Source organism: Janibacter melonis, from assembly GCF_020567375.1.
Lineage (GTDB): Bacteria > Actinomycetota > Actinomycetes > Actinomycetales > Dermatophilaceae > Marihabitans > Marihabitans melonis.
Genome location: NZ_JAJBZM010000002.1, coordinates 1,001,136 through 1,026,102, shown reverse-complemented (window position 1 = coordinate 1,026,102; position 24,967 = coordinate 1,001,136). Strand labels below are relative to the sequence as shown.

Sequence of the window (24,967 nt, the reverse complement as noted above, 5' to 3'; positions counted from 1 at the left end):
ACGAAGGGACCGCCCCCTGCTGGGGGCGGGCCCTTCGGCGTGCGACCGGGCTGGCGGTCGAGGTCAGCGCGTGGAGAGGGTGGGGTGGTAGCGGTCCGGCATCCGGCGCACGGCGCTCGGGTAGACCTTGTAGGACTCGGTGACGCCCTCGCGGGAGGTCGCGATCCGGTCCGAGGAGGTGCGGGAGTGCGAGCCGGACTTCGGGCTCTGCTGGGCCATGAGCGAGAGCTCGTGGGCCATGCGCATCATGTCGGCGTCGAAGCCGGCGCCGACGTGGCGCGAGGAGGAGGGACGGCGGGTCAGGACGGTGCTCAGCCAGTTGGTCATGGATCTATGGTTGCGCCGTCATCTACTAACCACAAGTTGCTTCCGCTACTCTATCGTTAAGCATCACTGATAGGTTGAACGACGTGATCGACGTCCACCGGCTGCGCATCTTCCGCTCCGTCGTCGCCAACGGGTCGATCAGCGCCGCGGCCGACCTGCTCGGCATGACGGGCAGCGCCGTGAGCCAGCACATGACCGCCCTGCAGAAGCAGACCGGGCTCACGCTGCTCGAGCGCGTGGGCCGCGGGGTCGAGCCGACGGCAGCCGGCCGCACCCTCGCCGCCGAGAGCGAGCCGCTCATGTCCGAGGTCAAGCGGCTCGAGTCGGTCATCACCGACCTGCGCGAGGGCAACACCGGGTCGCTGTCGATCGGCTACTTCGCCTCGGTCGGGTCGCTGTGGCTGCCGCGGATCGCCCGTCGGCTGCAGTCGGAGATGCCCGACCTCGTCCTCGAGATGATCCTCACCGAGGGCTACCCCACCGGAGAGTCCCCGCCCGTCGACATCGACGTCGTGCCCGACGACCCGCGCGAGACGCTGCGGCCCGGCTACTCGATCACCCCGCTGACGTCCGACCCCTTCGTCGCCCTGCTCCCCCAGGACCACCGTCTCGCGCGTCGCCGCAGCGTGCCGATGATCGAGCTCGCCGAGGAGTCGTGGATCAGCAGCGACATCTCCGCCGGTGTCACCGAGTCGCTCATCGCCCGGGCGTGCGCGGCGGCCGGCTTCCGCCCGCGGTACACCGTCGAGGCGCAGGACCACTACACGGCGGCAGCCTTCGTCGCCGCGGGCGTCGGGATCGCCGTGATCCCGGACCTCGCGAGCCGCACGCGTCTGCCCACGGGTGTCCGGCGGGTGCGCCTGACTCGACCGGTCCCGACGCGCGACATCGTCGCGCTCACCGCGCCCGTCGCGCGCTCCAACCCGGCGGCGGCACGGGCAGTCGAGCTGCTGCGCGAGATCGCGACGAAGCCCGCGCCCCGCGGCTGACGGCACGGGTCAGCGCGTCTGCTCGAGACGGTCGAGGGCCTCCTTGCGCTCCTCGGCGTGGTCGACGAGCCGCTTCGGGTAGTCGTGGTCGTAGCCCTCGTCGTGAGACCACGGCTGGTGGACGGCCTTGCCCGGGATGTGCGCGAGCTCGGGCACCCACCGCCGCACGTAGTCCCCCTTCGGGTCGAAGCGCTCGCCCTGGGTCACCGGGTTGAAGACCCGGAAGTACGGCGAGGCGTCGGTGCCGGTGCCGGCCACCCACTGCCAGCCGTGCTGGTTGCTCGCGACGTCGCCGTCGACGAGGTGGTCCATGAACCACGCGGCACCGCGCGGCCACCAGCAGTGGAGGTCCTTGGTGAGGAAGCTCGCCGTGACCATCCGCAGCCGGTTGTGCATCCACCCCTGCTCGAGGAGCTGGCGCATCCCGGCGTCGACGAAGGGGTAGCCCGTGCGCCCCTCCGCCCAGGCCGAGAAGGTCTCGTCGTCGAGGTCGTCGTAGCGCAGCCCGGCGAGGGAGTCGGTGAGGTCGCGGGTCGCCGAGTGCGGGTTGTGGTGCAGGACGTCGCCGTAGAACTCGCGCCACGCGAGCTCGTTGACGTACGTGTGCACGCCCTTGCCCCGCCGGGGGGCGAGGTCGGCGAGCAGGGTGCGGGGGTGGACCACGCCCCACTTGAGGTGCACCGACATGCGTGACGTCGAGTCGAGCGCCGGCTGGTCGCGGCCGTCGTCGTAGCCGGCGACGTCCTCGTCGAGGAAGTCGGCCCACCGCTGCATCGCGGCCTCCTCGCCGAGCGGGGGCAGCTCGACGGGCGCCTCGACGTGCGGCGGGTCGACCGAGTCGACGCCGCCCCGGGTGAGCCGGAGGTCGTCGGGGACGGGGCAGGGCTTGGGGTGGTCGTGGTCGCGCCAGGCCTTGGCGAAGGGGGTGAAGACCTTGTAGGGATTGCCGCTGCCGTTGAGGACGGTGCCGGGACCCAGGACGTAGGGGGTGCCGGTCTCGACGAGCTCGACGTCGTCCTGCGCCAGGGCCTCGCGGACGCGCTCGTCACGCTCGGCGCCCCACGGCTCGGTCTCACGCGAGATGTGCACGCGCGTCGCCCCGACCTTCGTCGCCAGGCGGCGCAGGACCTCCGCCGGGTCACCCTCCTGGAGGACGAGGTGACCGTCGTAGGACTCGTCGGTCGCGCGGAGGACCTCGACGAGGGCGGCGGTGCGGACCTCCCCGGCCTTCGCCAGGAGGTCGGGGTCGAGCACGAAGACCGGCATGACCTCTCCCCCGTCGGCGTGCGCCGCGGCGAGCGCCGGGTGGTCGTGCAGACGGAGGTCGCGGCGCAGCCAGAGGATCGAGGTGCTCACCCCGCCACGCTACGGCCGCCCGCCGTCACCGAGGCTCCTCGCGTCCAGCCTTCCGCTCGCTGGCGCTCGCACCTCAACCACCAAGTCTCGCTCGGAGAGCTCCTCGCACCTCAACCACTGAAGGAGTGGTTTCGAGGCTCGTCGCAGAGCTCCTCGCACCTCAACCACCAAGGGCGCGAGCCATAGGGTGAGGCCATGACTCGCGACTTCCGCAACATCTACACGCACGGGTTCGCGCGGGTGGCGGCGTGCACGATGCCGGTGACGCAGGCCGACCCCTTCGCCAACGCCGACGCGGTCGGCGCGATCGTGCGCGAGCTGCACGACGAGGGCGTCGCCGTCGCGGTCTTCCCCGAGCTCGGGCTCACCGGGTACTCGCTCGACGACCTCTTCCTCCAGGACGTCCTCCTGCGCGACACCGAGGCCGCGATCGACCAGCTCGCCCGGGCCACCGCGGGCCTGCGTCCGGTCTTCGCGGTCGGCGCCCCCCTTCGCCACGGCAACCGGGTCTACAACTGCGCCGTCGTCCTCCACGACGGCGAGGTCCTCGGCATCGCCCCGAAGTCCTACCTGCCCAACTACCGCGAGTTCTACGAGAAGCGGTGGTTCGCACAGGGCGCGGGCGTCGTCGGCGAGACCTTCCGCCCGACGTGGCCCGGGGCCGACGCGCTGCGCGACGCCCCCTTCGGCACCGACCTCATGGTCCACGTCGACGACGTGCCCGGCCTCGTCGTCCACGTCGAGGTGTGCGAGGACCTCTGGGTGCCGATCGCGCCGAGCCACGAGGCCTCGCTCGCCGGGGCGACGGTGCTGCTCAACCTCTCCGCCTCGCCGATCACCGTGGCCCGCGCAGAGGACCGTCACCTCCTCGCCCGGTCGGCCTCGATGCGCTGCACCGCCGCCTACCTCTACGCGGCCGCGAGCGAAGGGGAGTCGAGCACCGACCTGTCGTGGGACGGGCAGACGATGGTCTACGAGATGGGCGAGCTGCTCGGCCAGTCCGAGCGCTTCCCCGCCGGACCCAGGCGCACCACGGTCGACGTCGACGTCGACCGGCTGCGCCAGGAGCGGATGCGCCAGGGCTCCTTCGACGACAACGCCGTCGCGCTCGGCATCTCGCCGCGCCAGTACCGCGAGCTGCACGTCACCCTCGACCCGCCGGCCGGTGACCTCGGCCTGCTGCGCCCGATCGACCGCTACCCCTTCGTCCCCGACGACGAGGAGCGCCTCGCCCTCGACTGCTACGAGGCCTACAACATCCAGGTGAGCGGGCTCGAGCAGCGGCTGCGCTCGATGACGAGCCAGACCTGGGCGCCGAAGATCGTCATCGGCGTCAGCGGCGGGCTCGACTCCACCCACGCGCTCATCGTCGCGGTCAAGGCGATGGACCGCCTCGAGCGGCCGCGCACCGACGTCATCGGCATCACGATGCCCGGCTTCGCGACCTCGGACCGCACGAAGACCAACGCCATCGCGCTCATGGAGACCCTCGGCATCACGTGGGAGGAGCTCGACATCCGCCCGGCGGCGACGCAGATGCTCGAGGGGATGGGCCACCCCTTCGGCGAGGCCGCGCAGGCCGGCACGCCCGTCGAGGAGATGGACGACGAGGTCTTCGACGTCACCTTCGAGAACGTCCAGGCGGGGCTGCGCACCGACTACCTCTTCCGCATCGCCAACCAGCGCGGTGGGCTCGTCCTCGGCACGGGCGACCTCTCCGAGCTCGCCCTCGGGTGGTGCACCTACGGCGTCGGCGACCAGATGTCGCACTACGGCGTCAACGCCGGGGTGCCCAAGACCCTCATGCAGCACCTCGTGCGCTGGGTCGCCGGCTCCGGCCAGCTCGAGGAGTCCGCCTCGGAGACGCTGCTGTCCGTGCTCGACACCGAGATCTCCCCCGAGCTGGTGCCGAGCAAGGACGGCGAGCGCCCGCAGTCGACCCAGGACAAGATCGGGCCGTACTCGCTGCAGGACTTCACGCTCTACCACGTGCTGCGCCGCGGCTACCGGCCGAGCAAGATCGCCTTCCTCGCCGAGCACGCGTGGGCCGACGCCCAGCGCGGCGAGTGGCCGAGCTCGGTGCCCGAGGCGGAGCGGGTCGCCTACGACCTCGCGACGATCCGGCGCTGGCTGCTCGTCTTCGTCCAGCGCTTCTTCGACAACCAGTTCAAGCGCTCGGCGCTGCCCAACGGCCCGAAGGTCGTGCCCGGCGGCACGCTCTCACCGCGCGGTGACTGGCGGATGCCGAGCGACAGCGAGGCCCGGCGGTGGCTCGCCGACGTCGAGGACGGCGTGCCGCACTCCTGACCTGCCGCACCACGGCACGACGAACCCCCGGCGCGCGCGGCGTGCCGGGGGTCTCGTCGAGAAGAGGTGCGGGTCGGCTACTTGATGCCGAGCGTGTCCTTGCCCTCGGGCGAGTCGCCCTCCCCGCGGGAGTACGAGCCGAAGCCCATGAGCGAGAGCACGCGGCCGACGGCCAGCGAGAGCACGGCGATGACGAGGCCGACGACGAGCAGCCACCACTCGAGGAGCACGACACCGATGGTGCCGATGGTGAAGCCCACGAGGCAGACCGCGACGGCGGCCCAGGTGGCGATGTTGTAGCCGTGACCGAGGTCCTCGGCCGCGTGGGGACCGGTCGGGCGCGCGGAGAGCTTGGCGTGACTCATGGCCACATCCTCCCACGAGCCCGACCGGGCTCGCTCAGCCCCGGGTGCCGTCGACCTCGTCGGGCACGACCGGCAGGACGCCGGAGCGGATCACCTCGCCGCTGGCGATGTCGACCATGTGCAGGGTCTTCGAGCCCGGGTCGGTGACGTAGGCCGTCTCGTCCTGGATGTGCAGGGTCGGGCGGGCCTCCTGCCACTCCGTCGGCTCCTCCCACGCGTCGACCACCTGCGTCGAGCGGGTGATCTCGCCCGACTCGGGGTCGATGACGTGCAGCTTGCCGTCGGTGCCGAGGACGAGCGCCTCGCCCTGCGGCCCACGACCCAGCGAGCGGAAGGAGTAGCTCGCCGGCAGGTCGACGAGCCGCAGCGACGCGTCCCGGGTGTCGGTGATGCTGACCCTCGTCGGCCGCTCGAGCTCGGCGTCGGGGTCGGACTTGTAGTCGCCGAGGACGAAGGGGGACTCGTCGTGCCCGGCCTGGTTGCCGATCCGGCCGTAGTCGTCGGGCGAGTCGACCTTCGTGATCGTGTCGCCGTCGACGACGAGCAGGCCGTCCTCGCAGCCGAGGACGACGACCCCGTCCTGCGCCGCGGCCTCGCCGTGGACGCCCGGGCACTCGTCCGACGAGGCGACGGTGCGCCCCTTCGCGTCGCGGATCGTCACGCCGGATCGCGACTCCTCGTCGCCGACGGTCGTGATCACCGAGCCGTCCTCGCGCTCGACCGCGACGCCGTGGTGGGGGCTGCGCTCGGTCCACGTGCGCCCCTTCGGCAGGGCGGTCGGCCCGTCGCGCAGGTCCTCCGGGTCGATCGACCGCACCCGGCCGTCGCCGTCGCCGTAGAGGACCGTACGGCCGTCGTGCACGACGACGTGGCCGGGGTGCTTCGCCGGGTAGCGCAGGTCGGTCAGCGTCGGGGTGGTCGCGTGGTGGTGGTCGTGGTCGCCGTGCGGCAGCGAGTACCCGCCGAGGTCGAGGAGGCGGAAGCCGTCGCCCTCGGTGACGAAGAGGTGGCGCTCGTCGCCGGCGGGGTTGAGCCGGGCGTAGCCCTCGACGGGAAACTCACCGAGCAGGGTGAGGTCGGTCGCGTCGAGCACGACGACCCCTCCGTCGTGGGTGACGGCGATGCGTGAGGCGCGCCGCCCCTCCTCGGTCGTCTCGCCCGAGGGGGTGCCGACGGCGGTCGAGACCTCCTCGGCACGCGGGACCGGGGAGGCGGAGGGAGCGGCGGCGGGCTCGGCATCGGCGCTGCCCGTGGTGCTGCTGCCGCACGCCGCGGTGAGCAGGACGGCGAGCGCGGCGGAGCCGGCGAGGAGCGGACGGGTGGGGGCGAAGGGGGTCAGGGGGCGTCTCATAGTTGAGAATGATTGTCAGTAGCATTCTCATATGTCAACCTGGAGGGGCGGACGGACCGAGCCGCGGTCACCCCGTCGCACGGCGCGTGGAGGAGCGGCATCATGACCGGGTGACGACCCAGCAGCGAGCGGCGACCCGCAGCCGGATCCACCCCGCCTGGGTGGTCGCCGCCGTGACCCTGCTCGCCCTCGTCGCGGCCGCGACCTTCCGCTCGAGCACCGGGGTGCTCATGGAGCCGATCGAGCGCGAGTTCGGCTGGGACCGCGCGACGACCTCCGGGGCGGTGAGCCTCAACCTCGTCCTCTACGGCCTCGCCGCCCCCTTCGCCGCCGCGGTGATGGAGCGCTTCGGCATCCGGCGGACCGTGACGACCGCGCTCGTCGTCGTCGGCGTCGCCAGCGGCGCGACCCTCGTCATGACCTCGCCGTGGCACCTGTGGCTGCTGTGGGGCTTCGTCATCGGGCTGGGCACGGGGGCGATGGCGCTCGTCTTCGGCGCGATCGTCGCCAACCGGTGGTTCGTCGCGCACCGGGGTCTCGTCACCGGCCTCTTCTCGGCCGCCAACGCGACCGGTCAGCTGCTCTTCCTGCCGGTCATCGCGTGGACGGCGACCGAGCTCGGGTGGCGCGCCGCCGCGGGGATCGTCGCGGTGCTCTCGCTCGTCGTCGCCGTGCTCGTCGGGCTCTTCCTCACCGACCGCCCGTCCGACCGCGGGCTCATGCCCTACGGGGTCGCCGAGGGCTACGCCGTCACCGACCCGGGCCCGCCGAGCGAGAACCCCGCGGTCACCGCGCTGCGCGTGCTGCGCCAGGCCTCTCGGCACTGGGCCTTCTGGGCTCTGGCCCTGACCTTCTGGGTGTGCGGGTGGTCGACGAACGGCCTCGTCCAGACCCATCTCGTGCCCGCCGCGCACGACCACGGGATGCCCGCGACGGCCGCCGCCGGGCTGCTCGCGCTCGTCGGCATCTTCGACGTCGTCGGCACGATCGCCTCGGGCTACCTCACCGACAAGGTCGACCCGCGCCTGCTCCTGTGCGCCTACTACGCCCTGCGCGGCCTCAGCCTGCTGACCATCGACGCGCTCCTCGCTCCCCACGTGCAGCCGGGGATGTGGGTCTTCATCGTCTTCTACGGCCTCGACTGGGTGGCCACGGTGCCGCCCACCGTCGCGCTGTGCCGCACCCACTTCGGGCTGCAGCGCTCGGGCGTCGTCTTCGGGTGGGTCTTCGCCGCCCACATGGTCGGGGCGGGCGCCGGCGCGTGGGCGGCGGGCGCGATCCGCACGGCGACCGGCACCTACGCGAACGCGTGGGTGACCGCTGCCGTCCTCTGCCTGCTCGCCGCCGCCGTGTGCTCGACGATCCCGCGCCGTGCGGTGGACGCAGACCGTGAGGTCGCCGCAGCCTGAGGCGGCGAAGGGGGAGCCGCACCGTCGGGTCGGGACCAACCCCTAGGGGTGGGGAGACCTCCGCCGCGTCCGTGGCACCGTCGAGAGATGGACATCCTCGCAGCCGGCCCCTGCCCCACCTGTGGTGGCGATGCTGCGTCCGTCGTCGCGGACAGCCGCTTCGACGCCAGCGGCGCCCACGAGAAGCTCACGCTCACCTGCCCGGACGGGCACTCCTGGACGGTGACCGATCACGACGACCCCGGACCCGTGCGCCGGGTCCTGGACCACCTGCTGCCCTGACCCGGCGTCACCCGTGCGTCAGACGACGAAGGAGTCCGCCACCTCGAGCGCCTCGTCGAGGATCGCCAGCCCGGTCCGCGCGTCCTCGTCGGAGATGACGCACGGCGGCACGACGTGCGTGCGGTTCATGTGCACGAAGGGCCACAGCCCCCGCTCCTTGCACGCCGCGGCGAAGGCCGCCATCGGCTTCGCGGCGTCGCCCGTCGCGTTGTAGGGCACGAGCGGCTCGCGGGTGCTCGGGTCGCGGACGAGCTCGAGGGCCCAGAAGGTCGCCATGCCCCGGATCTCGCCGACGCTCGGGTGGCGCTCGGCGATGCGGGCGAGCTCCGGCCCGATGACCTCCTCGCCGACCCGACGGCTGGCCTCGATCACCCCTTCGTCCTCGAAGATGCGCATCGACGCGACCGCGCTCGCGCACGCGAGCGGGTGCCCCTGGTAGGTCAGGCCACCCGGGTAGGGGCGGTCGGCGAAGGTGTCGCGGATGCGCTGCGAGACGACCACCCCGCCGAGGGGGACGTAGCCGGAGTTGACCCCCTTCGCGAAGGTGATGAGGTCGGGCGTCACGCCCCAGCGCTGGATCGCGAACCACTCGCCGCAGCGGGCGAAGCCGCTCATCACCTCGTCGGCGATCATGACGATGCCGTGCTCGTCGCAGATCTCGCGCACGCCGGCGAGGTAGCCGTCCGGCGGCACGAGGACGCCGTTCGTGCCGACGACGCTCTCGAGGATGATCGCGGCGATCGTGCCCGGGCCCTCGACCGCGACGAGGTCGCGCAGGTGCTGGAGCGCGCGCTCGCACTCCTCCTGCGGGGTGCTCGCGTGGAAGGCGCTGCGGTAGAGGTGCGGTCCCCAGTAGCGCACGACGCCGGGCATGCCCGGCTCGCTCGCCCACCGGCGCGGGTCACCGGTGAGGGCGATCGCCCCCGCGGTGGCCCCGTGATAGCTGCGGTAGGCGGCGAGCACCTTGTGCCGACCGGTGTGCACGCGCGCCATCCGCAGGGCGTTCTCGTTGGCCTCGGCCCCGCCGTTGGTGAAGAAGACGTGGTCGAGGTCGCCGGGGGCGCGCTCGGCGATCATCCGCGCCGCCTCGGACCGCATGTCGTAGGCGAATCCCGGTGCGAGAGTAGCCATCCGGGCGACCTGCTCCTGGATCGCCGCGACGAGCCGGGGGTGCTGGTAGCCGATGTTGACGTTGACGAGCTGGCTCGAGAAGTCGAGGAACTCGCGACCGTCGTAGTCGGTGAAGCGCACCCCCGACGCCGAGGCGATCGGCAGGGGGTCGATCTGCGCCTGCGCAGACCAGGAGTGGAAGACGTGGGCGCGGTCGAGCTCGTGGACCCTCTCGGCGGACAGCTGCGGCAGATCGCTCATGACCGCAGGCTAGTCACAGCTCCTCGTGGTGGTCGGGGTCTGCGTCGAAGAGACGCCCGTCGGCGCGTCCGAGGGCGGTGATCGCGGCGACCTCGTCCTCGCCGAGCTGCACGGAGGCGGCCGCGAGGTTGTCGCGCTGGCGCTGGGCGTCGGCAGACTTCGGCAGGGGCATCGCGCCGAGGGCGACGTGCCACGCGAGCACGACCTGGCCGGGGGTGAGGTCGTGCGCCTCGGCGGCCGCGACGACCGCCTGCTCCTCGAAGAGGTCGCCACCGCGGGCGATCGGCGACCACGACTGGGTGAGGATGCCGCGCTCGGAGTCGACCGCGCGCATCCGCTCCTGCGGGAAGTAGGGGTGCAGCTCGATCTGGTTGGCGAAGGGGGTGACACCCGTGGCCTCGACGACACGGTCGAGGTGGGCGGCGGTGAAGTTGCTGACGCCGATGTGACGCACGAGGCCGGCCTCGCGGGCCTCGACGAGCTGCTCCCACGCGGTGAGGTACTCGTCGCGCGAGGGGTTGGGCCAGTGGATGACGACGCTGTCGAGGTAGTCGAGGTCCATGACCTGCAGGGAGGTCTCGACGCAGCGGCGCGCGCCGGTGTGGTCGCGGCCGGGGACCTTCGTCTGCAGCCAGACGTCCTCGCGGGGGATGCCGCTGGCCTTCACGGCCTCGGCGACCTCGCGCTCGTTGCGGTAGTTGACCGCCGTGTCGACGAAGCGGTAGCCCACCTCGAGGGCCGAGGCGATCGCCGCGACACCCTCGCTGCCGCGCAGCGGGTAGGTGCCGAAGCCGATGACGGGGACCTCGGTGCCGGGGTCGGTCGACAGGGTGCGGGTGGGTGCGACGCTCATGTCTCGCACGCTACCCGCGCCACCCCGGCGGTGGTCGCGCGGCTCAGGCCCCGGAGGGCCTTCGCACCTCGACCAGCGAAGGCCTCGCTGGTCAAGGTGCGACGCAGGAGCCTCGAGACCACCGGGCCCCGGAGAGGTCAGGGGACGATCTCGTCGCGGCTGTCCCACGGCACGAAGTCGGGCATCTGCGAGGCGCGGCCGGTGAAGTCGGGCTCCCGCTTGGCGAGGAAGGCCGCGACGCCCTCCTTGCCGTCGCCCATCGAGGTCTGCTGCATCGCGATCGACTCCACGGCGTGGGCGTCGAAGGGGTGGGTGGCGGCGGAGCCCCGGTAGACCATCCAGCGCATGAGCGCGGTGCTCACCGGGGAGCGGCCGGCGACGAGGCGGCGGGCGAGCTCGCGCGCGGCGGGCATGAGCTCGTCGGGCTCGTGCACCGAGCGCACGTAGCCGATGTCGTGCATCTCCTGCGCCGTGCGGATCTCAGCGGTGTAGAAGAGCTCGAGCGCCGCCTCCAGGCCCACGATGCGCGGGAGGAACCAGCTGCTCGCGGCCTCGGGCACGATGCCGAGCCGGCCGAAGACGAAGCCGATCCGCGCGCTGCTCGACGCGAGCCGGAAGTCCATCGCGCACGGCATCGTCGCGCCGATGCCGACCGCCGCGCCGTTGATCGCCGCGATGACCGGCTTGGTGCAGCGGAAGATCGCGAGCGACACCTTGCCGCCGGTGTCGCGGATGCCGTCGACGAGCTCGGGGTCGTCGGGGCGCTCCTGGATGTCGGCCGGCGTGACGACCTGCTCCTCGTCGATGCCGAAGACGTTGCCCTCGCGCGAGAGGTCCATGCCCGCGCAGAAGGCCCGCCCGGCCCCGGTGACGATGACGACCTTCGCGTCGTCGTCACCGCTCACGTGCCCGAAGACGTCGACGAGCTCCTCGTGCATCTGGACGGTGAAGGCGTTCATCGCCTCCGGCCGGCTCAGGGTGATCGTCGCGATCCCCTCGTCGTCCACCTCGTAGGTGAGGGTCTCGTACATGCGCTCGGTCATCGTCGTCCTCTCGCGCCTCGGGCCGTGGCCTCGGGGCTGATGGGTGGTGCTGCGGGCTGGTCAGGCGGTCGGGTCGGCGACGACGCGGTTGGTCAGGGCGCCGATGCCCTCGACCTCGGCGACGACGACTTGACCCTGCGCGAGGTAGGTCGGCGGCGTCATGCCGTGGCCGACCCCGCCCGGGGTCCCCGTCGCGATGATGTCACCGGGGTTGAGGCGCACGACCGTCGAGATGTGCTCGACGAGCGCGACGGGGTCGAAGAGCAGGTCGGCGGTGCTGTCGCGCTGACGCAGGACGCCGTCGACGTGGAGCGAGACCTCGAGCTCGGGGCGCACCCCGCCGGGCAGCTCGTCAGGGGTGACGAGGTAGGGCCCGACCGGTGTCGAGGAGTCCCACGTCTTGCCCTGGAGCCACTCGCCGGTGCGCATCTGCCAGTCGCGGCAGCTGATGTCGTCGACGACGGTGAAGCCCGCGATCGCCGCCTCGGCGCTCTCCCCCTTCGCCCGCCGCACGCGCTGCCCGACGACCACGCCGAGCTCGACCTCCCAGTCGAGCGCCTCGGTCTCGGGCGGGAGCGGGATGTCGTCGTGCGCGCCGACGAGCGCGTCGGCGAACTTCGCGAAGAGCGTCGGGTGGGTCGGCAGGTCGTGCCCCATCTCGACGATGTGGTTCGTGTAGTTCAGACCGACGCACACGACCTTGCTCGGCGTCGTGACGAGCGTGGCGAAGTCGGCGCCGTCGACCGGGTGGGTCGGGCCGTCCGCGAGGGCCGCCGTGCGCCATCCCGGGTCGGCGAGCAGCGCGCCGACGTCGGCGTGACCGGTCTCGACGAGGGTGTCCCCCTCACGGCGCACGGCGCGCGTGCCGCCCGCCGTGCGGATCGTCGCGAGCCTCATGCCGGCGCGCCCTCTCGGGTGGGCAACGCGGCGAGGAGCCGCTGCGTCGCCTCGTCGTACTCACGGGCGAGCTGGTCGACGAGCTCGGCGACGGGCAGGACGTCCTCGATGCCCGCGACGCCCTGGCCGGCGGACCAGATGTCGCGCCAGGCCTTGCTCTCCTTCGCGTGCTCGTCGTGCGGGTTGGTCACGTGGTGCAGGTCGACCCGCTCGGGCGAGGCGAGGTGCTCGGGGTCGAGCCCCGCGGCCTCGATGCTGCCGCGCAGGAAGTTCGCCGGGATCGAGGAGATCGAGGGCGTGTAGACGATCTGCTGCGCGGTGTGGTCGGTGATCATCGCCTTGTACTCCTCGGCGACGGTCGCCTCCTGCGTCGCGAGGAAGCGGGTGCCCATGTACGCGAGATCGGCGCCGGCCGCCTGCGCGGCGAGGACGTCCTGACCGCTCGAGAGGGCCCCGGCGAGGAGCAGCGTGCCGTCCCACACGCGGCGGACGTCGGCGATGAGGGCGAAGGGGTTGATCCCACCCGCGTGACCGCCGGCACCGGCGCTCACGAGGATGATCCCGTCGACGCCCGCGTCGGCGGCCTTCTGGGCGTGCACCGCACCGGTCACGTCGTGGAAGACGAGCCCGCCGTAGGAGTGGACCGCGTCGACGACCTCCTGGACGGCGCCGAGGCTGGTGATGACGAGGGGCACCTCGTGCTCGACGATCCGCTCGAGATCGGCCTCGATGCGCGCGTTCGTCCGGTGGACGATGAGGTTGACGCCGAAGGGGGCGGGCTCGGGGGCGCCCGGCGCCGCGGGGACGGCGAGCCCCTCCTCGATCTCGCACAGCCACTCGTCGAAGCCTGCGGTCGTGCGCTGGTTGAGCGCCGGGAAGGTGCCGAGCACCCCGGCTCGGCACGTGCCGATGACGAGCTCGGGCCCGGAGGCGAGGAACATCGGCGAGGCGACGACCGGCAGGCGGAGCCGGCCCTGCAGCTGTGCGGGGAGGGTCATGGGCTCACTCTCTCCGAGATCGGCCGGGATGCACCAGTCGCGCGGCATGTGTCACACCCCGCCCCCGTCGCCCCCCTTCCCCCTTCGCCCTCTCCCCCCTTCGCCGAGGTATGGAGATCGGGCAGGATCCGCCGTGAGATCCGACCGATTGCCATACCTCGGCGAAGGGGGTGGTGCGGGGTGCGGGGTCAGCGGGAGCGGCGGGCGGCGAGCTCGAGGCCGCGCTGCATCACCGACCAGTAGCCGGACGGGGCGACCCGGGCGAGCGCGTCGAGGGCCCGGGCGTCGTTGCCGACGAGCAGGCGCCGGCGGCGCGCGACGAGCGCCTCGACGATCTCCTCGGCGGCCTTGTCCGCCGGGTAGCGCAGCGCCTTGTCGAAGGCCCGCCGCCCGCGGGCCGCCTCGTCGGGGTCGACACCCGACGCGGTGCGCGCGTTGCGGGCGATGTTCGTCGCGATGCCGCCCGGGTGCACCGAGGTGACACCGACGGGCTGGTCCTCGGCGTCGAGCTCGCTGGCGAGCGACTCGTTGAAGCCCCGCAGCCCGAACTTGCTCGTCGAGTACGCGGTCTGGCCGGCCGGGCCGACGAGACCGAAGAGGCTCGACAGGCCGACGACCTGGCCCTGGCCGTTCTCGATCATCAGCGGCAGCAGCGCCCGGGTGAGCCGGATCGGGGTGTGGAGGTTGACCTCGAGCAGCCAGTCGAAGTCGGCCTCGCTCGTCTGCACGAAACGCCCGCCGAGGGCGACGCCGGCGTTGTTGACGAGCACCCGCACGTCGGGGTGCGCATCGCGCAGGCGGGCGGCGAGCGCGGTCACCGCGTCGCGGTCGGAGAGGTCGGCGACGTAGGTGCTCACCCTCACCCCGGGCGACTCGTCACCGACGAGCCCGGCGACCCGCTCGAGCCCGTCGGCGTCGCGGTCGACGAGCGCCAGGTGCGCCCCGCGACGGCCGAGACCCCGTGCGATGTGCTCGCCCATCCCGCCGGCAGCCCCGGTGACGACGGCGGTCGCACCGGCGACGTCGAGCGGGGGCCGGGAGGGGCGCCGGAGGGCCGGGCGGCTCATGCCATCACCTCGACGAGGTCGCCGACCGAGTCGTCGGTGTTGCTCGACGACCCCGGGAGGTCGACGGTCGCCGGGGCGGCAGCCCCGGTGGGCAGGTGCACGCCCACCGCGCCGAGCGGCACGAGGTGCATGTCCTGGGTGACGTCGGCGGCGCGGAACGCGCGGCGGTCCTTCATGTAGCTCTGCTCCATCGTCCAGGGGTCACGGTCGCCCACCTTCGGGAAGGCGCCGACGGCGCGCTGCACGTACCCGGAGGTGAGGTCGAGGATCGGGGCGGGGGTCATCCCCTCGGGCGCGACGGGCACGGCGGCGCCGATGCCGTGCTCGCGCATGTGGTGCACGAGCCGGGCGACGAAGCCCGACACGAGGTCGGCGCGCAGCGTCCACGACGCGTTGACGTAGCCGACGGTCATCGACATGTTCGGCACCCCGCTGAGCATGAGCCCGCGGTAGGCGAAGGTGCGCCCGATGTCGACCGCGCGGTCGTCCACCGTGAGGCGGATGCCGCCGAGCGCCTTGAGCCGCAGGCCGGTCGCGGTGACGACGACGTCGGCCTCGACGAGCCGCCCGTCCTGCAGGCGGATCCCGCCGTGCTCGAAGCGGTCGACGTGCCCGGTGACGACCTCGACCGAGCCGGAACGGATCGCGGTGAAGAGGTCGCCGTCGCGCACGGCGCACAGCCGCTGGTCCCACACGTCGTACGGCGGGGTGAAGTGCTCGTCGACGACCTCCTGGGGCAGCACCCGCCGCAGCGCTCCGAGCACGATCCCCCGCGCCGCCGAGGGGCGTACCCGGGACAGGACGTAGAGGAAGCGCTGGACGAGGACGTTCTTCGTGCGGGCCACCTGCTGCACCGGACCGGGGGGCAGCACGCGGCGCAGTCGCTCGACGAGCCGGTCGCTCGCCGGGACGGCGATGACGTAGCTCGGGGTGCGCTGCAGCATCGTCACCGACGCGGCCGTCTGCGCCGCTGCGGGGACGAGCGAGACCGCGGTCGCCCCCGATCCGATGACGACGACGCGCCGCCCGGCGAGGTCGAGGTCCTGCGGCCAGTGCTGCGGGTGCACGACCTCGCCGGCGAAGTCCTCGACCCCGACGAAGCCCGGGTCGTGCGGGCTGTCGTAGTCGTAGTAGCCCGACCCCAGGTGCACGTACCGGGCCCGCACCACGCGGGCCGACCCGTCGGCTCCCTCGACCTCGACGGACCACCGCTGCGCCTGGCTCGACCAGCTGGCGGCGACGACCGAGCACCCGAGATAGGTCCGCTCGGCGATGCCGCTGTCGGCGGCGGTCTCGCGCAGGTACTCGAGGATCGAGGCGCCGTCGGCGATCGACTGCTCCCGGTCCCACGGGCGGAAGGGGAAGGACAGCGAGTACATGTCGGAGTCCGAGCGCACGCCCGGGTAGCGGAAGAGGTCCCACGTGCCGCCGCTGCTGTCGCGCGCCTCGAGGACGGCGAGGTCGAGGTCGGGGTCGCGCTCGAGCAGGCGGTAGGCGGCCCCGATGCCGGAGATGCCGGCACCGACGACGAGGACGTCGAGCTCGTCGGGCAGGTCGGCCGGGCCGCGCCGCACCGCGGCAGCAGCCTGGTCGTACTCACGAGTAACACTCATGGGACCACTCTGCCCCACCGACCTGGGCGCTGCCGCCGATCACCGCCCGGCAGATCGCCGGCCCCGGCAGCCGAGAGCCCGGTCAGGGCCGCTCGAGGTGCAGGACGCAGGCCCCCGGCTCGGCGAAGGGGGCGAGCCCGGCCTGCGTCGCGTCGTCACCGGCACGACGCAGGAGCCCGTCGACGAGCCCGAGATGAACCTGGCACACGACGTCGGGGTGGACCCGGGCCACGTCGAGCAGGGGGCACGTGCGCAGCCGCACGTGGTCGGGGTCGGTGTCGTCAGGGGCGAAGCCGAGCCGGCGCAGGGCGCCGACGACCACCGGGCGGGCGTCGTCGCCGTCGACGGGCTCGACGTCGCGGTGCCCGCTCCACGTGCGTCCCACAGCGCGCGAGATGTCGCGCAGCCGCTCCCCCATCCCCGGGCCGGACGCGAGCTGCTCGACGAAGGCCGTCGCGAGCGCGCGGTACTCGCGCACCGAGTGGTCGGAGGGCTCGGCGGCGTAGACGGCGCTGGGCCGCCCACGGCCACCCGCATGGCGCCGGGCTCGCTCGACGTGGCCGGACGCGACGAGCGCCTCGAGGTGCGCGCGCACGGTGTTCGGGTGCACTCCCGTGGCCGCGGCGACCTCCACGACCGAGCGCGGGCCGCCGGCCTCCTGGAGCGCGAGGAGGGTGCGGCGCTGCGCCGTCGTGAGCCCGGACTCCCCCGGCGCACCCCGAGCTGGCGCCGGTCCGAGCGGAGGAGTATTTTTCACGATGACACCGTATTAAATATCGGGCAGAGGGTCTACCCCTGCCCACGACGCAGGAGGACCCATGACCGAGCCGACCCGCACCCTGCCCCTGGCAGCCGCCCAGCACGAGTGCGCCTGCGGCTGCACGGACGAGGGGGTGCCCGCGCTGGACGTGCGGCCGATCCCCCACGCCGTCCGGCACGCCGCCGTCATCGGCGCGCTCGGCGCGATCCCGTCGGGCGGCTCGATCGACCTCGTCGTGCACCACGACCCGGTGCCCCTCCTCGCGCAGGTCGACGCCCGCGAGCCGGGCACCTGGTCGGTCACCTACCTGGAGCGCGGCCCCGAGGTCTGGACCCTGCGCCTCACGCGGGCCTGACCGCACGAGGAGGCAGACGCCATGTGCACGTACTGCGGGTGCGAGACCTTCGAGGTCGTCGGGCGCTTCACCGCCGAGCACGTCGAGGTCATCAACACGGCCGGGCTGCTGCGGCGGGCCGTGCACGACGGCGTCCCCCGGGAGCAGGTCGTCGCGCTCGTCGACCTCGTCCGCGGCCTGCTCGACCCGCACACCCGGGCCGAGGAGGTCGGCCTCTTCGCCGTGCTGCGCGAGGACGAGACCTTCGCCGACCACGTCGAGGGGCTGTGCGTCGAGCACGAGCAGCTGGACGCACAGCTGAGCGCGCTGCGCGCGGGTGACCACTCGGTCGTCGACCGCCTCTACGCCGACCTGCGCGAGCACATCCACAAGGAGGAGAACGGCCTCTTCCCCGCCGCCGCCGTCGGCCTCTCCGCGCAGGACTGGGAGCGGGTCGACGCGCTCACCCCCGCACCGCGTCACCGGGCCCACCGGTGAGCACCGCCGGGGGCACGACGGCCCGCCCCTCGGCGTCGCCCGGCGCCCCCGCCCGCCCGACACGTGGCACGTGGGGCCTGCGCGACCGGCCCGGGCTCGTCTGGCTCGTCCTCGCCGCGACGACGGCGCTCGTCCACCCCTTCGTCCCGGGGTCGACGTGGCTCATGGTGCACATGGTCGCGCTCGGCGCGATGAGCCACTCGGTCATGGTGTGGAGCACCCACTTCGCGACGACCCTGCTCAAGACCGCGCCCGACCTCGACCCCCGGGCGGCGCAGGGGCGGCGGCTGCTCCTGCTGCACGCCGGGGCCGTCCTCGTGCTCGTCGGCGTGCCGAGCGCCCTGTGGCCCGCGACGGTCGTCGGCGCCACCCTCGTCGTCGCGGCGGTGGCCTGGCACGCGGTCGCCCTGTGGCGACGGCTGCGCCACGCACTGCCGGGCCGCTTCCGGGTCACCGTGCGCTCCTACCTCGTCGCCGCGACCTGCCTGCCGGTCGGCGCGCTCCTGGGCACCCTGCTCGCCCGCGGGCCGGACGACGAGATGCACGCGCGCCTCGTCGTCGCGCACTCCCTCGTCAACGTCCTCGGCTGGCTGGGGATCACGGTCGTCGCGACCGTCGTCACGCTGTGGCCGACGATGCTGCGCGCCCCGATGGACGCCGACGCCGAGCGGCGGGCACGCACCGCCCTGCCGGTCCTCGTCGGCGGGCTGGCCCTCGCCGTCACCGCCGCGCTCGTCGGCAGCCGGCCGCTCGTCGCGGTCGGGCTGCTCGTCTACCTCGCCGGCCTCGCCCGGTCGGCGTCCTCGATGGCCGGCCCGGCCCGTGCTCGGCCGCCGCGCCACCACGCCCCGGCATCCGTGGCCGCCGGGCTGCTCTGGCTCGTCGCCGGGGTCCTCGCCGTCGCGTGGCGGGTGGCCACCGCACCCACCTGGGCCGATGCCGCCACCGGGTACGACGCCGTCGCGGCGGTCTTCGTCATCGGCTTCATGCTCCAGGTGCTGCTCGGCGCGCTGAGCCACCTCGTGCCGTCGGTCATCGGGGGCGGTCCGTCGGTCGTGCGTGCTGGCATGCGCGAGATGGACCGGTGGTGGGTCCTGCGCCTCGTCGTCGTCAACGGCGGGCTCGTGCTGTGCCTGCTCCCCGTGCCCTCCGGCGCTCGCGTCCTGTGCTCGGTCCTCGTGCTCCTCGCCCTCGTCGCCTTCGTCCCGCTGCTCTTCCGGGCCATCCGGGCGTGCATCGCGCAGCGTCGTGCGATCGCCGAGCGCACGGCGAAGGGGGAGCCCCCGCCCTCGCCCTCCCAGGGCCGCGCGGAGGTCGCCGCCGTGCTCGACGCACCGGTCCCGGTGCACCAGCTCGGCGCCGGGCTGGCCGCGCTCGCGCTCGCCGTCGCGGCCGGCCCGGCGACGGCCCCCGTGCTCGGCGCCGACGTCCCGGCGGCCGCGAGCGAGCAGGTGGCCCCGACCGGCGTCACCCGCGACGTCGAGGTCACGGCGACCGCCGACATGACCTTCGAGCCCAGCCGGGTCGACGTCGACCCCGGCGACCGCGTCGTCATCACCGTGCGCAGCACCGACGCCTCGACCCGGCACGACCTCGTCTTCGACGACGAGCACCGCTCCGAGCGCATCGGCGAGGGCGAGAGCTCGACGCTCGACCTCGGCGTCGTCGGCAGCACCCGCGAGGGCTTCTGCTCGGTCACCGGGCACCGGCTCATGGGGATGACCTTCACCGTCGCGGTCCGCGGCGAGCCCGCAGGTGGCACGCAGGGGTCCGACGGCGGCGGGCACACCGGCCACGACGGCGCCACGGGAGCGGCCGGTCCGGGCACGGCCGGCTCGGGCGGGTCCCCCTTCGCCCTCGACCCGACCGCGCGCTGGTCCGACGGCTTCGAGGCCGCCGACGCCGTCCTCCCGCCGCTCGACGACGACCGGGTGCATCGCGTGACGCTCACCGTGCGCGAGACGACCGCGGAGGTCGCGCCCGGGGTCCGGGCGACGCGGTGGACCTTCGACGACGGGTCCGGCCGCACCGGTCCTGGGCCGGTGCTCCACGGGCGGGTCGGCGACCGCTTCGTCATCACTCTCGTCAACGACGGCTCCATGGGGCACTCGGTCGACCTCCACGCCGGCGAGCTCGCCCCCGACCGGCCGATGCGCACCATCGCGCCCGGCGAGCGGCTCACCTACACCTTCACGGCGACGCGGGCCGGCATGTGGATGTACCACTGCTCGACGATGCCGATGTCGACCCACATCGGGGCCGGCATGCACGGCGCGGTCGTCATCGAGCCCGAGGACCTGCCCGAGGTCGACCGCAGCTACGTCCTCGTCGCCTCGGAGATGCACCTCGGGACTCCGGACGCCGACGGGGTCCGTCCGGTCGACGCCGAGGCCGCGGCGGGCGACCGGCCGAGCCTGATGACCTTCAACGGCGCGGCCTTCCAGTACGACGCGCAGCCGCTGCCGGCCCGGGTCGGCGAGCGCGTGCGCATCTGGCTGCTCGCCGCGGGACCGAGCCGGCCGACCTCCTTCCACGTCGTCGGCGGCCAGCTCGACACGACGTGGCTCGAGGGCGCCTCCACGCTCGACCGGCGCGACGCGGGTGCTGGTGGAGCGCAGGCTCTGGGACTGCTGCCGGCGCAGGGCGGCTTCGTCGAGACGCGCTTCGTGCAGGCCGGGCGCTACCCCTTCGTCAGCCACGTCATGGCCGACGCCGAGCGGGGCGCGCACGGAGTCTTCGAGGTCACCGACGCGCGCTGAGGCCGGCGCGACGGCAGCGCGAAGGGGGACCCGTCAGCTCGTCGACGGGGCCGGGTCGGCGGCCCGGGCGAAGGTCGACGTCGCCACGGCGAGCACCGCGTCCGGGTCGTCGACCTGGGGGCAGTGCCCGCACCCGGGGAGCAGGACGTGCTCGGCGTGCGGCAGCCGCTCGCGCGCGGTCTGCGCCTGCGCGGGGAGGAGCAGGCGGTCGCGCTCGCCCCAGGCGATCGTCGTCGGCACCGCGAGCTCGCGGGGCACGCGGTGCCGACGCGACCCGAGCAGGTGCGGCCAGAAGCCGCGCCCGGTGCGCAGCGCGAGCGTGTCGCCGAGCGAGGTCTCGGGGTCGACGAGCTCGGGGCGCGTGTACAGCGGCCAGAAGGCGATCGCGTGCAGCCGGGGCGAGCGGTGCACCGCCCGGTGCACCCGCTGCGGCAGGTAGGAGCCGGCCTTGAGCGCGAGCAGGGTCGACGCGGCGACGGCGAGATGGCGGCGCGAGGCGAAGCCCGCGGGGGCGAGCGCGACGGCGGTGCGGACCGACCCGCGGCCGGCCAGCTCGAGGGCCACGAGCCCGCCGAGCGAGTTGCCGACGACGTGCGGCCGCTCGAGACCGAGCTCGGCGGCGAGCCTCTCGACCTGCTCGGCGGTGCTCGTCATCGACCAGCCGTCCGGAGCGCTCGGCGGGCCGGAGAGCCCGAAGCCGGGCAGGTCGACGACGACGACGTCGTGCCCCGCCGCGTGCAGCAGGGCGGGCAGCCGCCCCCAGGCCTCGCGCCGGTGACCGATGCCGTGGACGAGGACGACGGGCTCGCCGTCGCCGCGCAGCCGAGTGTGCTCGATGGAGGCCATGGGCGTGAGGTTACCGACCGGTAGTCGGACGTGCCGTGATCCGGACGACATCCCCACCGGCCGCGCCGCCCTGACAGGATCGTCCCGTGAGCCTCCTGACTGATCTCCCCCTGGCCCCCCGTGACCCGATCATCGGCCTCACCGAGGCCTTCGTCGCCGACCCGCGCGAGACGAAGGTCAACCTCGGCGTCGGGGTCTACACCGACGAGAACGGCCGCGTGCCCCTGCTGCGCTGCGTCGAGCAGGCCGACGAGCGCGTCGTCGACGGCACCCGCCCGTGGTCCTACCTGCCGATCGACGGCCTGCCGGCCTACCGCTCCGCCGTCGCGGGGCTCGTCTTCGGCGACGAGCTGGCGCACGAGCGCGTCGCGGTCGTCCAGGGCGTGGGCGGCACCGGCGGTCTGAAGATCGCCGCCGACCTCGTCCACCAGACCACCCCGGACGCCCGCGTCCTCATCTCGGACCCGAGCTGGGAGAACCACCGCGCGATCTTCACCCGCGCCGGGCTCACCGTCGACAGCTACCCGTACTACGACGCGCAGACCCGCTCGGTCGACGTCGACGGCATGCTCGACGCGCTGCGCACCGCCGAGGCCGGCACCGTCGTCGTGCTGCACGCCTGCTGCCACAACCCCACGGGCTACGACCTCACCCCGCAGCAGTGGGAGCAGGTGCGCGACGTCGTCGTCGAGCGCGGGCTCGTGCCGCTGCTCGACATGGCCTACCAGGGCTTCGCACACGGCATCGAGGAGGACGGCGCGGCCGTGCGTCTCTTCGCGCGCACCGGCGTGGCGATGCTCGTCGCCACGTCCTTCTCGAAGTCCTTCAGCCTCTACGGCGAGCGGGTCGGCGCGCTGAGCGTCGTGTGCTCCGACGCCGACGAGGCCGCCCGGGTGCAGAGCCAGCTCAAGGTCATCATCCGCACGACGTACTCGAACCCGCCCAGCCACGGCGCGCTCGTCGTGAGCACCGTGCTCGGGGACGCCGAGCTGCGCCAGACCTGGGAGGACGAGCTCGGCTCCATGCGCGAGCGGATCCGGGCGATGCGCACCCGTCTGCGCGACGGGCTCGCCGCGGCGATCCCGGGCGCCGACGTCGAGCACTTCGTCGTGCAGAACGGCATGTTCTCCTACACGGGTCTGAGCGCCGAGCAGATGCGCGCGCTGCGCGAGGAGCACGGCGTCTACGGTCTCGACTCCGGCCGCATCTGCGTCGCCGCGCTCGACGAGCGCAACCTGCCGACGGTGATCGAGGCGGTCGCCGCCGTGTGGTCCCCACGCGCGGGGGGGGGGGGGGGGGGGGCCCCCGCGGGGGGGGGCCCCCCCCCTTCGTGCTCCTCAGTGCTCGATGAGCTCAGTGCTCGGTCGGGTCCGCGGCCTCGTCGGCCTTCGTCGCGTGGACGGTGCCGTGCACGTGGTCGGGCGGGCCGTACAGCGAGTACACCTGGAGCGGCTCGACCCCGGTGTTGGTGATGTTGTGCCACGACCCGGCGGGCACGAGGACGACGTCGTCGTCACCCACCTGACGATCGAAGGACAGGTCGTCCTGCGCGGGGCCCATCTGCACGCGCCCCTCGCCGGACTCGACCCGCAGGAACTGGTCGTGGTCGTCGTGCACCTCGAGCCCGATGTCGTCACCGGGGGCGATCGACATCACCGTGAGCTGGAGGTTGGCGCCGGTCCACAGCGTCGTGCGGAAGTTGGAGTTCTCGAGCGTGGCGCGCTCGATGTTGACGACGAAGGGCTTGGGGCCCTGGTCGGTCGGCTCGGACGAGACGGTCATGGTGGTCCTCCTCGGTCGTGGAGATGGGTGCTGGTGATGCCCGGGTCGCTCAGACGCGGGCGATGTCGGGCACGTCGGTCGGGTCGCTGTCCACCGGGTCGCCGTCGGCGACCTTCGTCGCCGCCGTCGTGTCCGCACCCGCCGGGGCGCTCGTGCGGATGAGGTGGTCGAAGGCCGACAGCGCGGCCGTCGAGCCGTCGCCCAGGGCGACGACGATCTGCTTGTACGGGGTCGTCGTGACGTCGCCGGCGGCGAAGACGCCCGGCAGGCTCGTCGCGCCCCGGTCGTCGACGACGACCTCGCCGCGCTCGCTCAGCTCGACGCCGCTGCCGATGAGCCACTCGGTGCTCGGGAGCAGACCGATCTGGACGAAGACGCCGTCGACCGCGGTCGTCACGGCGTCGCCGCCGTCCCGCGGCTCGTGGACGAGACCGGTGACCTTCGCCCCGTCGCCCGCGACCTCGGTGGTCCGGCGGCCGAGCTCGACGTCGACGTTGGGCAGCGAGCGCAGCTTGCGCTGGAGCACCTCGTCGGCGCGCATCTCGTCGAGGTACTCGACGACGGTGACGTGGCGCACGACGCCGGCGAGGTCGATCGCGGCCTCGACGCCGGAGTTGCCGCCGCCGATGACCGCGACGTCCTTGCCCTTGAAGAGCGGGCCGTCGCAGTGCGGGCAGAAGGTGACGCCCTTGTTGCGGTACTCGTCCTCGCCCGGCACGTCCATGGTGCGCCAGCGCGCACCGGTCGCGATGATCACCGAGCGGGCGCGCAGGCCGGCGCCCGAGGCGAGGTCGACGGTGACGAGACCGTCCTCGCCGGCCTCGGTGATGCCCGACGCGGTCTGGCCCTTGACGAGGTCGACGTCGTACTCGTGGACGTGGCGCTCGAGGTCGGCCGCGAGGGTCGGGCCGTCGGTGCGCGGGGTGCCCACGAGGTTCTCGATCGACATCGTGTCGTTGACCTGCCCGCCGAAGCGGTCGGCGACGAGACCGGTGCGGATCCCCTTGCGGGCGGCGTAGATCGCGGCCGAGGCGCCGGCGGGGCCACCGCCGAGGACGAGGACGTCGTAGGGCTCGCGCTCAGAGAGCGCCGCGGCGGCCTCGAGCGAGCCGGTGCCGCCGGTGATGTCGTCGAGCTTGGCGAGGATCTCGGAGAGCTCCATGCGGCCAGAGCCGAAGCTCTCGCCGTCCAGACGCATCGACGGGACGGCCATGACCCCTTCGCGCTCGACCTCGTCCTGGAAGAGGGAGCCCTCGACGACCGTGTGGGAGACGCCCGGGTTGAGGACGGCCAGGGCGTTGAGCGCCTGGACGACCGTCGGGCAGTTCTGGCAGGTGAGCGACATGTACGTCACGAAGTGGTGCTCGCCCTGCACGGCACGGGCGGCGGCGAGGGTGGCCTCGTCCTCCTTGACCGGGTGGCCGCCGACCTGCAGCAGCGCGAGGACGAGCGAGGAGAACTCGTGGCCGAGGGGCAGGCCCGCGAAGGTCACCGCGACCTCGGGCGCGGAGACGCGCTGGATCCGGAAGGCGGGGCGGCGCTCGCCGATCTCGTCGCCCTCGGCCTCGCGCAGGGTGAGCAGGTCGTGCATGCCCGCGATCTGCGTGAGGAGCTCGCGCAGCTCGCCCGACTTGGGTCGCTCGTCGTACGCGGCGACGAGCTCGACGGGCTCGCGGAGGTTGTCGAGCAGGGACTTCAGCTGGGTGGCCAGGGGGGCGTCGAGCGCCATAGGTGGGGACTCCTCGAGCGGTAGCGGTGCG

23 protein-coding genes are annotated in these 24,967 nt (G+C 73.3%); 8 read left to right on the top strand and 15 right to left on the bottom strand.

Features of this window, described 5'->3' with window-relative positions:
* Nucleotides 1–63: 63 nt before the first annotated feature.
* Nucleotides 64–327, bottom strand: coding sequence for a hypothetical protein (locus tag LIV55_RS11130; protein ID WP_068271709.1), 264 nt, complete (start codon nt 325–327; stop codon nt 64–66).
* Nucleotides 328–410: 83 nt separating this feature from the next.
* On the opposite strand from LIV55_RS11130, the gene LIV55_RS11125 reads away from it, so the two are divergent.
* Nucleotides 411–1,316, top strand: coding sequence for a LysR family transcriptional regulator (locus LIV55_RS11125; protein ID WP_123092529.1), 906 nt, complete (start codon nt 411–413; stop codon nt 1,314–1,316).
* Between the two features lie 9 nt (nt 1,317–1,325).
* Here the strand turns inward: LIV55_RS11125 and LIV55_RS11120 are convergent, their stop codons facing one another.
* Entirely contained in the window at nt 1,326–2,672 is a 1,347-nt protein-coding gene (locus LIV55_RS11120; RefSeq protein ID WP_229300223.1) for a cryptochrome/photolyase family protein, read from the bottom strand.
* A 195-nt stretch (nt 2,673–2,867) separates the two neighbouring features.
* Here LIV55_RS11120 and LIV55_RS11115 point away from each other — a divergent pair, with 195 nt between their 5' ends.
* Entirely contained in the window at nt 2,868–4,979 is a 2,112-nt protein-coding gene (locus LIV55_RS11115; protein WP_229300222.1) for an NAD(+) synthase, read from the top strand.
* Nucleotides 4,980–5,056: 77 nt separating this feature from the next.
* On the opposite strand, the gene LIV55_RS11110 is transcribed toward LIV55_RS11115, so the two are convergent.
* On the bottom strand, nt 5,057–5,344 hold the full coding sequence (locus tag LIV55_RS11110; protein WP_191564840.1) for an HGxxPAAW family protein: 288 nt from the start codon (nt 5,342–5,344) through the stop codon (nt 5,057–5,059).
* A 34-nt stretch (nt 5,345–5,378) separates the two neighbouring features.
* Entirely contained in the window at nt 5,379–6,695 is a 1,317-nt protein-coding gene (aztD, locus tag LIV55_RS11105; protein WP_229300221.1) for a zinc metallochaperone AztD, read from the bottom strand.
* Nucleotides 6,696–6,805: 110 nt separating this feature from the next.
* Here aztD and LIV55_RS11100 point away from each other — a divergent pair, with 110 nt between their 5' ends.
* On the top strand, nt 6,806–8,104 hold the full coding sequence (locus LIV55_RS11100) for an MFS transporter (RefSeq protein WP_229300220.1): 1,299 nt from the start codon (nt 6,806–6,808) through the stop codon (nt 8,102–8,104).
* Nucleotides 8,105–8,191: 87 nt separating this feature from the next.
* Nucleotides 8,192–8,386, top strand: a complete 195-nt coding sequence (locus LIV55_RS11095) for a hypothetical protein (RefSeq protein ID WP_068271687.1) — start codon at nt 8,192–8,194, stop codon at nt 8,384–8,386.
* Between the two features lie 18 nt (nt 8,387–8,404).
* Here LIV55_RS11095 and LIV55_RS11090 read toward each other — a convergent pair whose 3' ends face one another.
* From LIV55_RS11090 to LIV55_RS11055, 8 genes are all read right to left on the bottom strand, one after another.
* Nucleotides 8,405–9,757 carry an aspartate aminotransferase family protein gene (locus tag LIV55_RS11090; RefSeq protein WP_191565117.1) on the bottom strand — a complete coding sequence of 451 codons (1,353 nt, stop codon included), beginning with the start codon at nt 9,755–9,757 and terminating at the stop codon, nt 8,405–8,407.
* A gap of 13 nt (nt 9,758–9,770) precedes the next feature.
* Nucleotides 9,771–10,610, bottom strand: a complete 840-nt coding sequence (locus LIV55_RS11085) for an aldo/keto reductase (RefSeq protein ID WP_229300219.1) — start codon at nt 10,608–10,610, stop codon at nt 9,771–9,773.
* 137 nt (nt 10,611–10,747) lie between these two features.
* Complete coding sequence (locus LIV55_RS11080; RefSeq protein ID WP_229300218.1) at nt 10,748–11,653, bottom strand: crotonase/enoyl-CoA hydratase family protein; 906 nt, start codon at nt 11,651–11,653, stop codon at nt 10,748–10,750.
* Nucleotides 11,654–11,713: 60 nt separating this feature from the next.
* Nucleotides 11,714–12,550 (bottom strand): fumarylacetoacetate hydrolase family protein, encoded by an 837-nt coding sequence (locus tag LIV55_RS11075; RefSeq protein ID WP_123092538.1) that lies wholly within the window; start codon nt 12,548–12,550, stop codon nt 11,714–11,716.
* On the bottom strand, nt 12,547–13,548 hold the full coding sequence (locus LIV55_RS11070; protein ID WP_229300217.1) for an NAD(P)H-dependent flavin oxidoreductase: 1,002 nt from the start codon (nt 13,546–13,548) through the stop codon (nt 12,547–12,549). The genes LIV55_RS11075 and LIV55_RS11070 overlap by 4 nt, the downstream gene beginning before the upstream one ends.
* Before the next feature lie 188 nt (nt 13,549–13,736).
* Nucleotides 13,737–14,615 (bottom strand): SDR family NAD(P)-dependent oxidoreductase, encoded by an 879-nt coding sequence (locus LIV55_RS11065; RefSeq protein WP_201464838.1) that lies wholly within the window; start codon nt 14,613–14,615, stop codon nt 13,737–13,739.
* Complete coding sequence (locus LIV55_RS11060) at nt 14,612–16,228, bottom strand: flavin-containing monooxygenase (protein WP_229300216.1); 1,617 nt, start codon at nt 16,226–16,228, stop codon at nt 14,612–14,614. Before LIV55_RS11060 ends, LIV55_RS11065 begins: the two co-directional genes overlap by 4 nt.
* 82 nt (nt 16,229–16,310) lie before the next feature.
* Nucleotides 16,311–16,985: a helix-turn-helix transcriptional regulator gene (locus LIV55_RS11055; RefSeq protein ID WP_229300215.1), complete on the bottom strand. Its 675-nt coding sequence runs from the start codon at nt 16,983–16,985 to the stop codon at nt 16,311–16,313.
* 61 nt (nt 16,986–17,046) lie between these two features.
* Here LIV55_RS11055 and LIV55_RS11050 point away from each other — a divergent pair, with 61 nt between their 5' ends.
* From LIV55_RS11050 to LIV55_RS11040, 3 genes are read left to right on the top strand one after another with little or no spacing between them, the layout of a single operon-like run.
* On the top strand, nt 17,047–17,343 hold the full coding sequence (locus LIV55_RS11050; protein ID WP_191565149.1) for a DUF2249 domain-containing protein: 297 nt from the start codon (nt 17,047–17,049) through the stop codon (nt 17,341–17,343).
* A gap of 21 nt (nt 17,344–17,364) precedes the next feature.
* Nucleotides 17,365–17,820 carry a hemerythrin domain-containing protein gene (locus tag LIV55_RS11045; RefSeq protein ID WP_229300214.1) on the top strand — a complete coding sequence of 152 codons (456 nt, stop codon included), beginning with the start codon at nt 17,365–17,367 and terminating at the stop codon, nt 17,818–17,820.
* Entirely contained in the window at nt 17,817–20,579 is a 2,763-nt protein-coding gene (locus LIV55_RS11040) for a multicopper oxidase domain-containing protein (RefSeq protein WP_229300213.1), read from the top strand. Before LIV55_RS11045 ends, LIV55_RS11040 begins: the two co-directional genes overlap by 4 nt.
* A gap of 33 nt (nt 20,580–20,612) precedes the next feature.
* On the opposite strand, the gene LIV55_RS11035 is transcribed toward LIV55_RS11040, so the two are convergent.
* A complete protein-coding gene (locus LIV55_RS11035; RefSeq protein ID WP_229300212.1) occupies nt 20,613–21,425 on the bottom strand; it encodes an alpha/beta fold hydrolase in 813 nt (270 codons plus the stop codon).
* 86 nt (nt 21,426–21,511) lie between these two features.
* Between LIV55_RS11035 and LIV55_RS11030 the strand changes: the two genes are divergently transcribed.
* The gene (locus tag LIV55_RS11030) at nt 21,512–22,897 is read left to right on the top strand and encodes an amino acid aminotransferase (protein WP_229300211.1); all 1,386 of its coding nucleotides are present in this window, start codon (nt 21,512–21,514) and stop codon (nt 22,895–22,897) included.
* Here LIV55_RS11030 and LIV55_RS11025 read toward each other — a convergent pair.
* Nucleotides 22,779–23,207, bottom strand: coding sequence for a cupin domain-containing protein (locus LIV55_RS11025; RefSeq protein WP_068271649.1), 429 nt, complete (start codon nt 23,205–23,207; stop codon nt 22,779–22,781). The two genes, LIV55_RS11030 and LIV55_RS11025, sit on opposite strands and share 119 nt — an antisense overlap.
* A gap of 49 nt (nt 23,208–23,256) precedes the next feature.
* Entirely contained in the window at nt 23,257–24,936 is a 1,680-nt protein-coding gene (gene ahpF / locus LIV55_RS11020; RefSeq protein WP_123092548.1) for an alkyl hydroperoxide reductase subunit F, read from the bottom strand.
* Between the last annotated feature and the right edge of the window lie 31 nt (nt 24,937–24,967).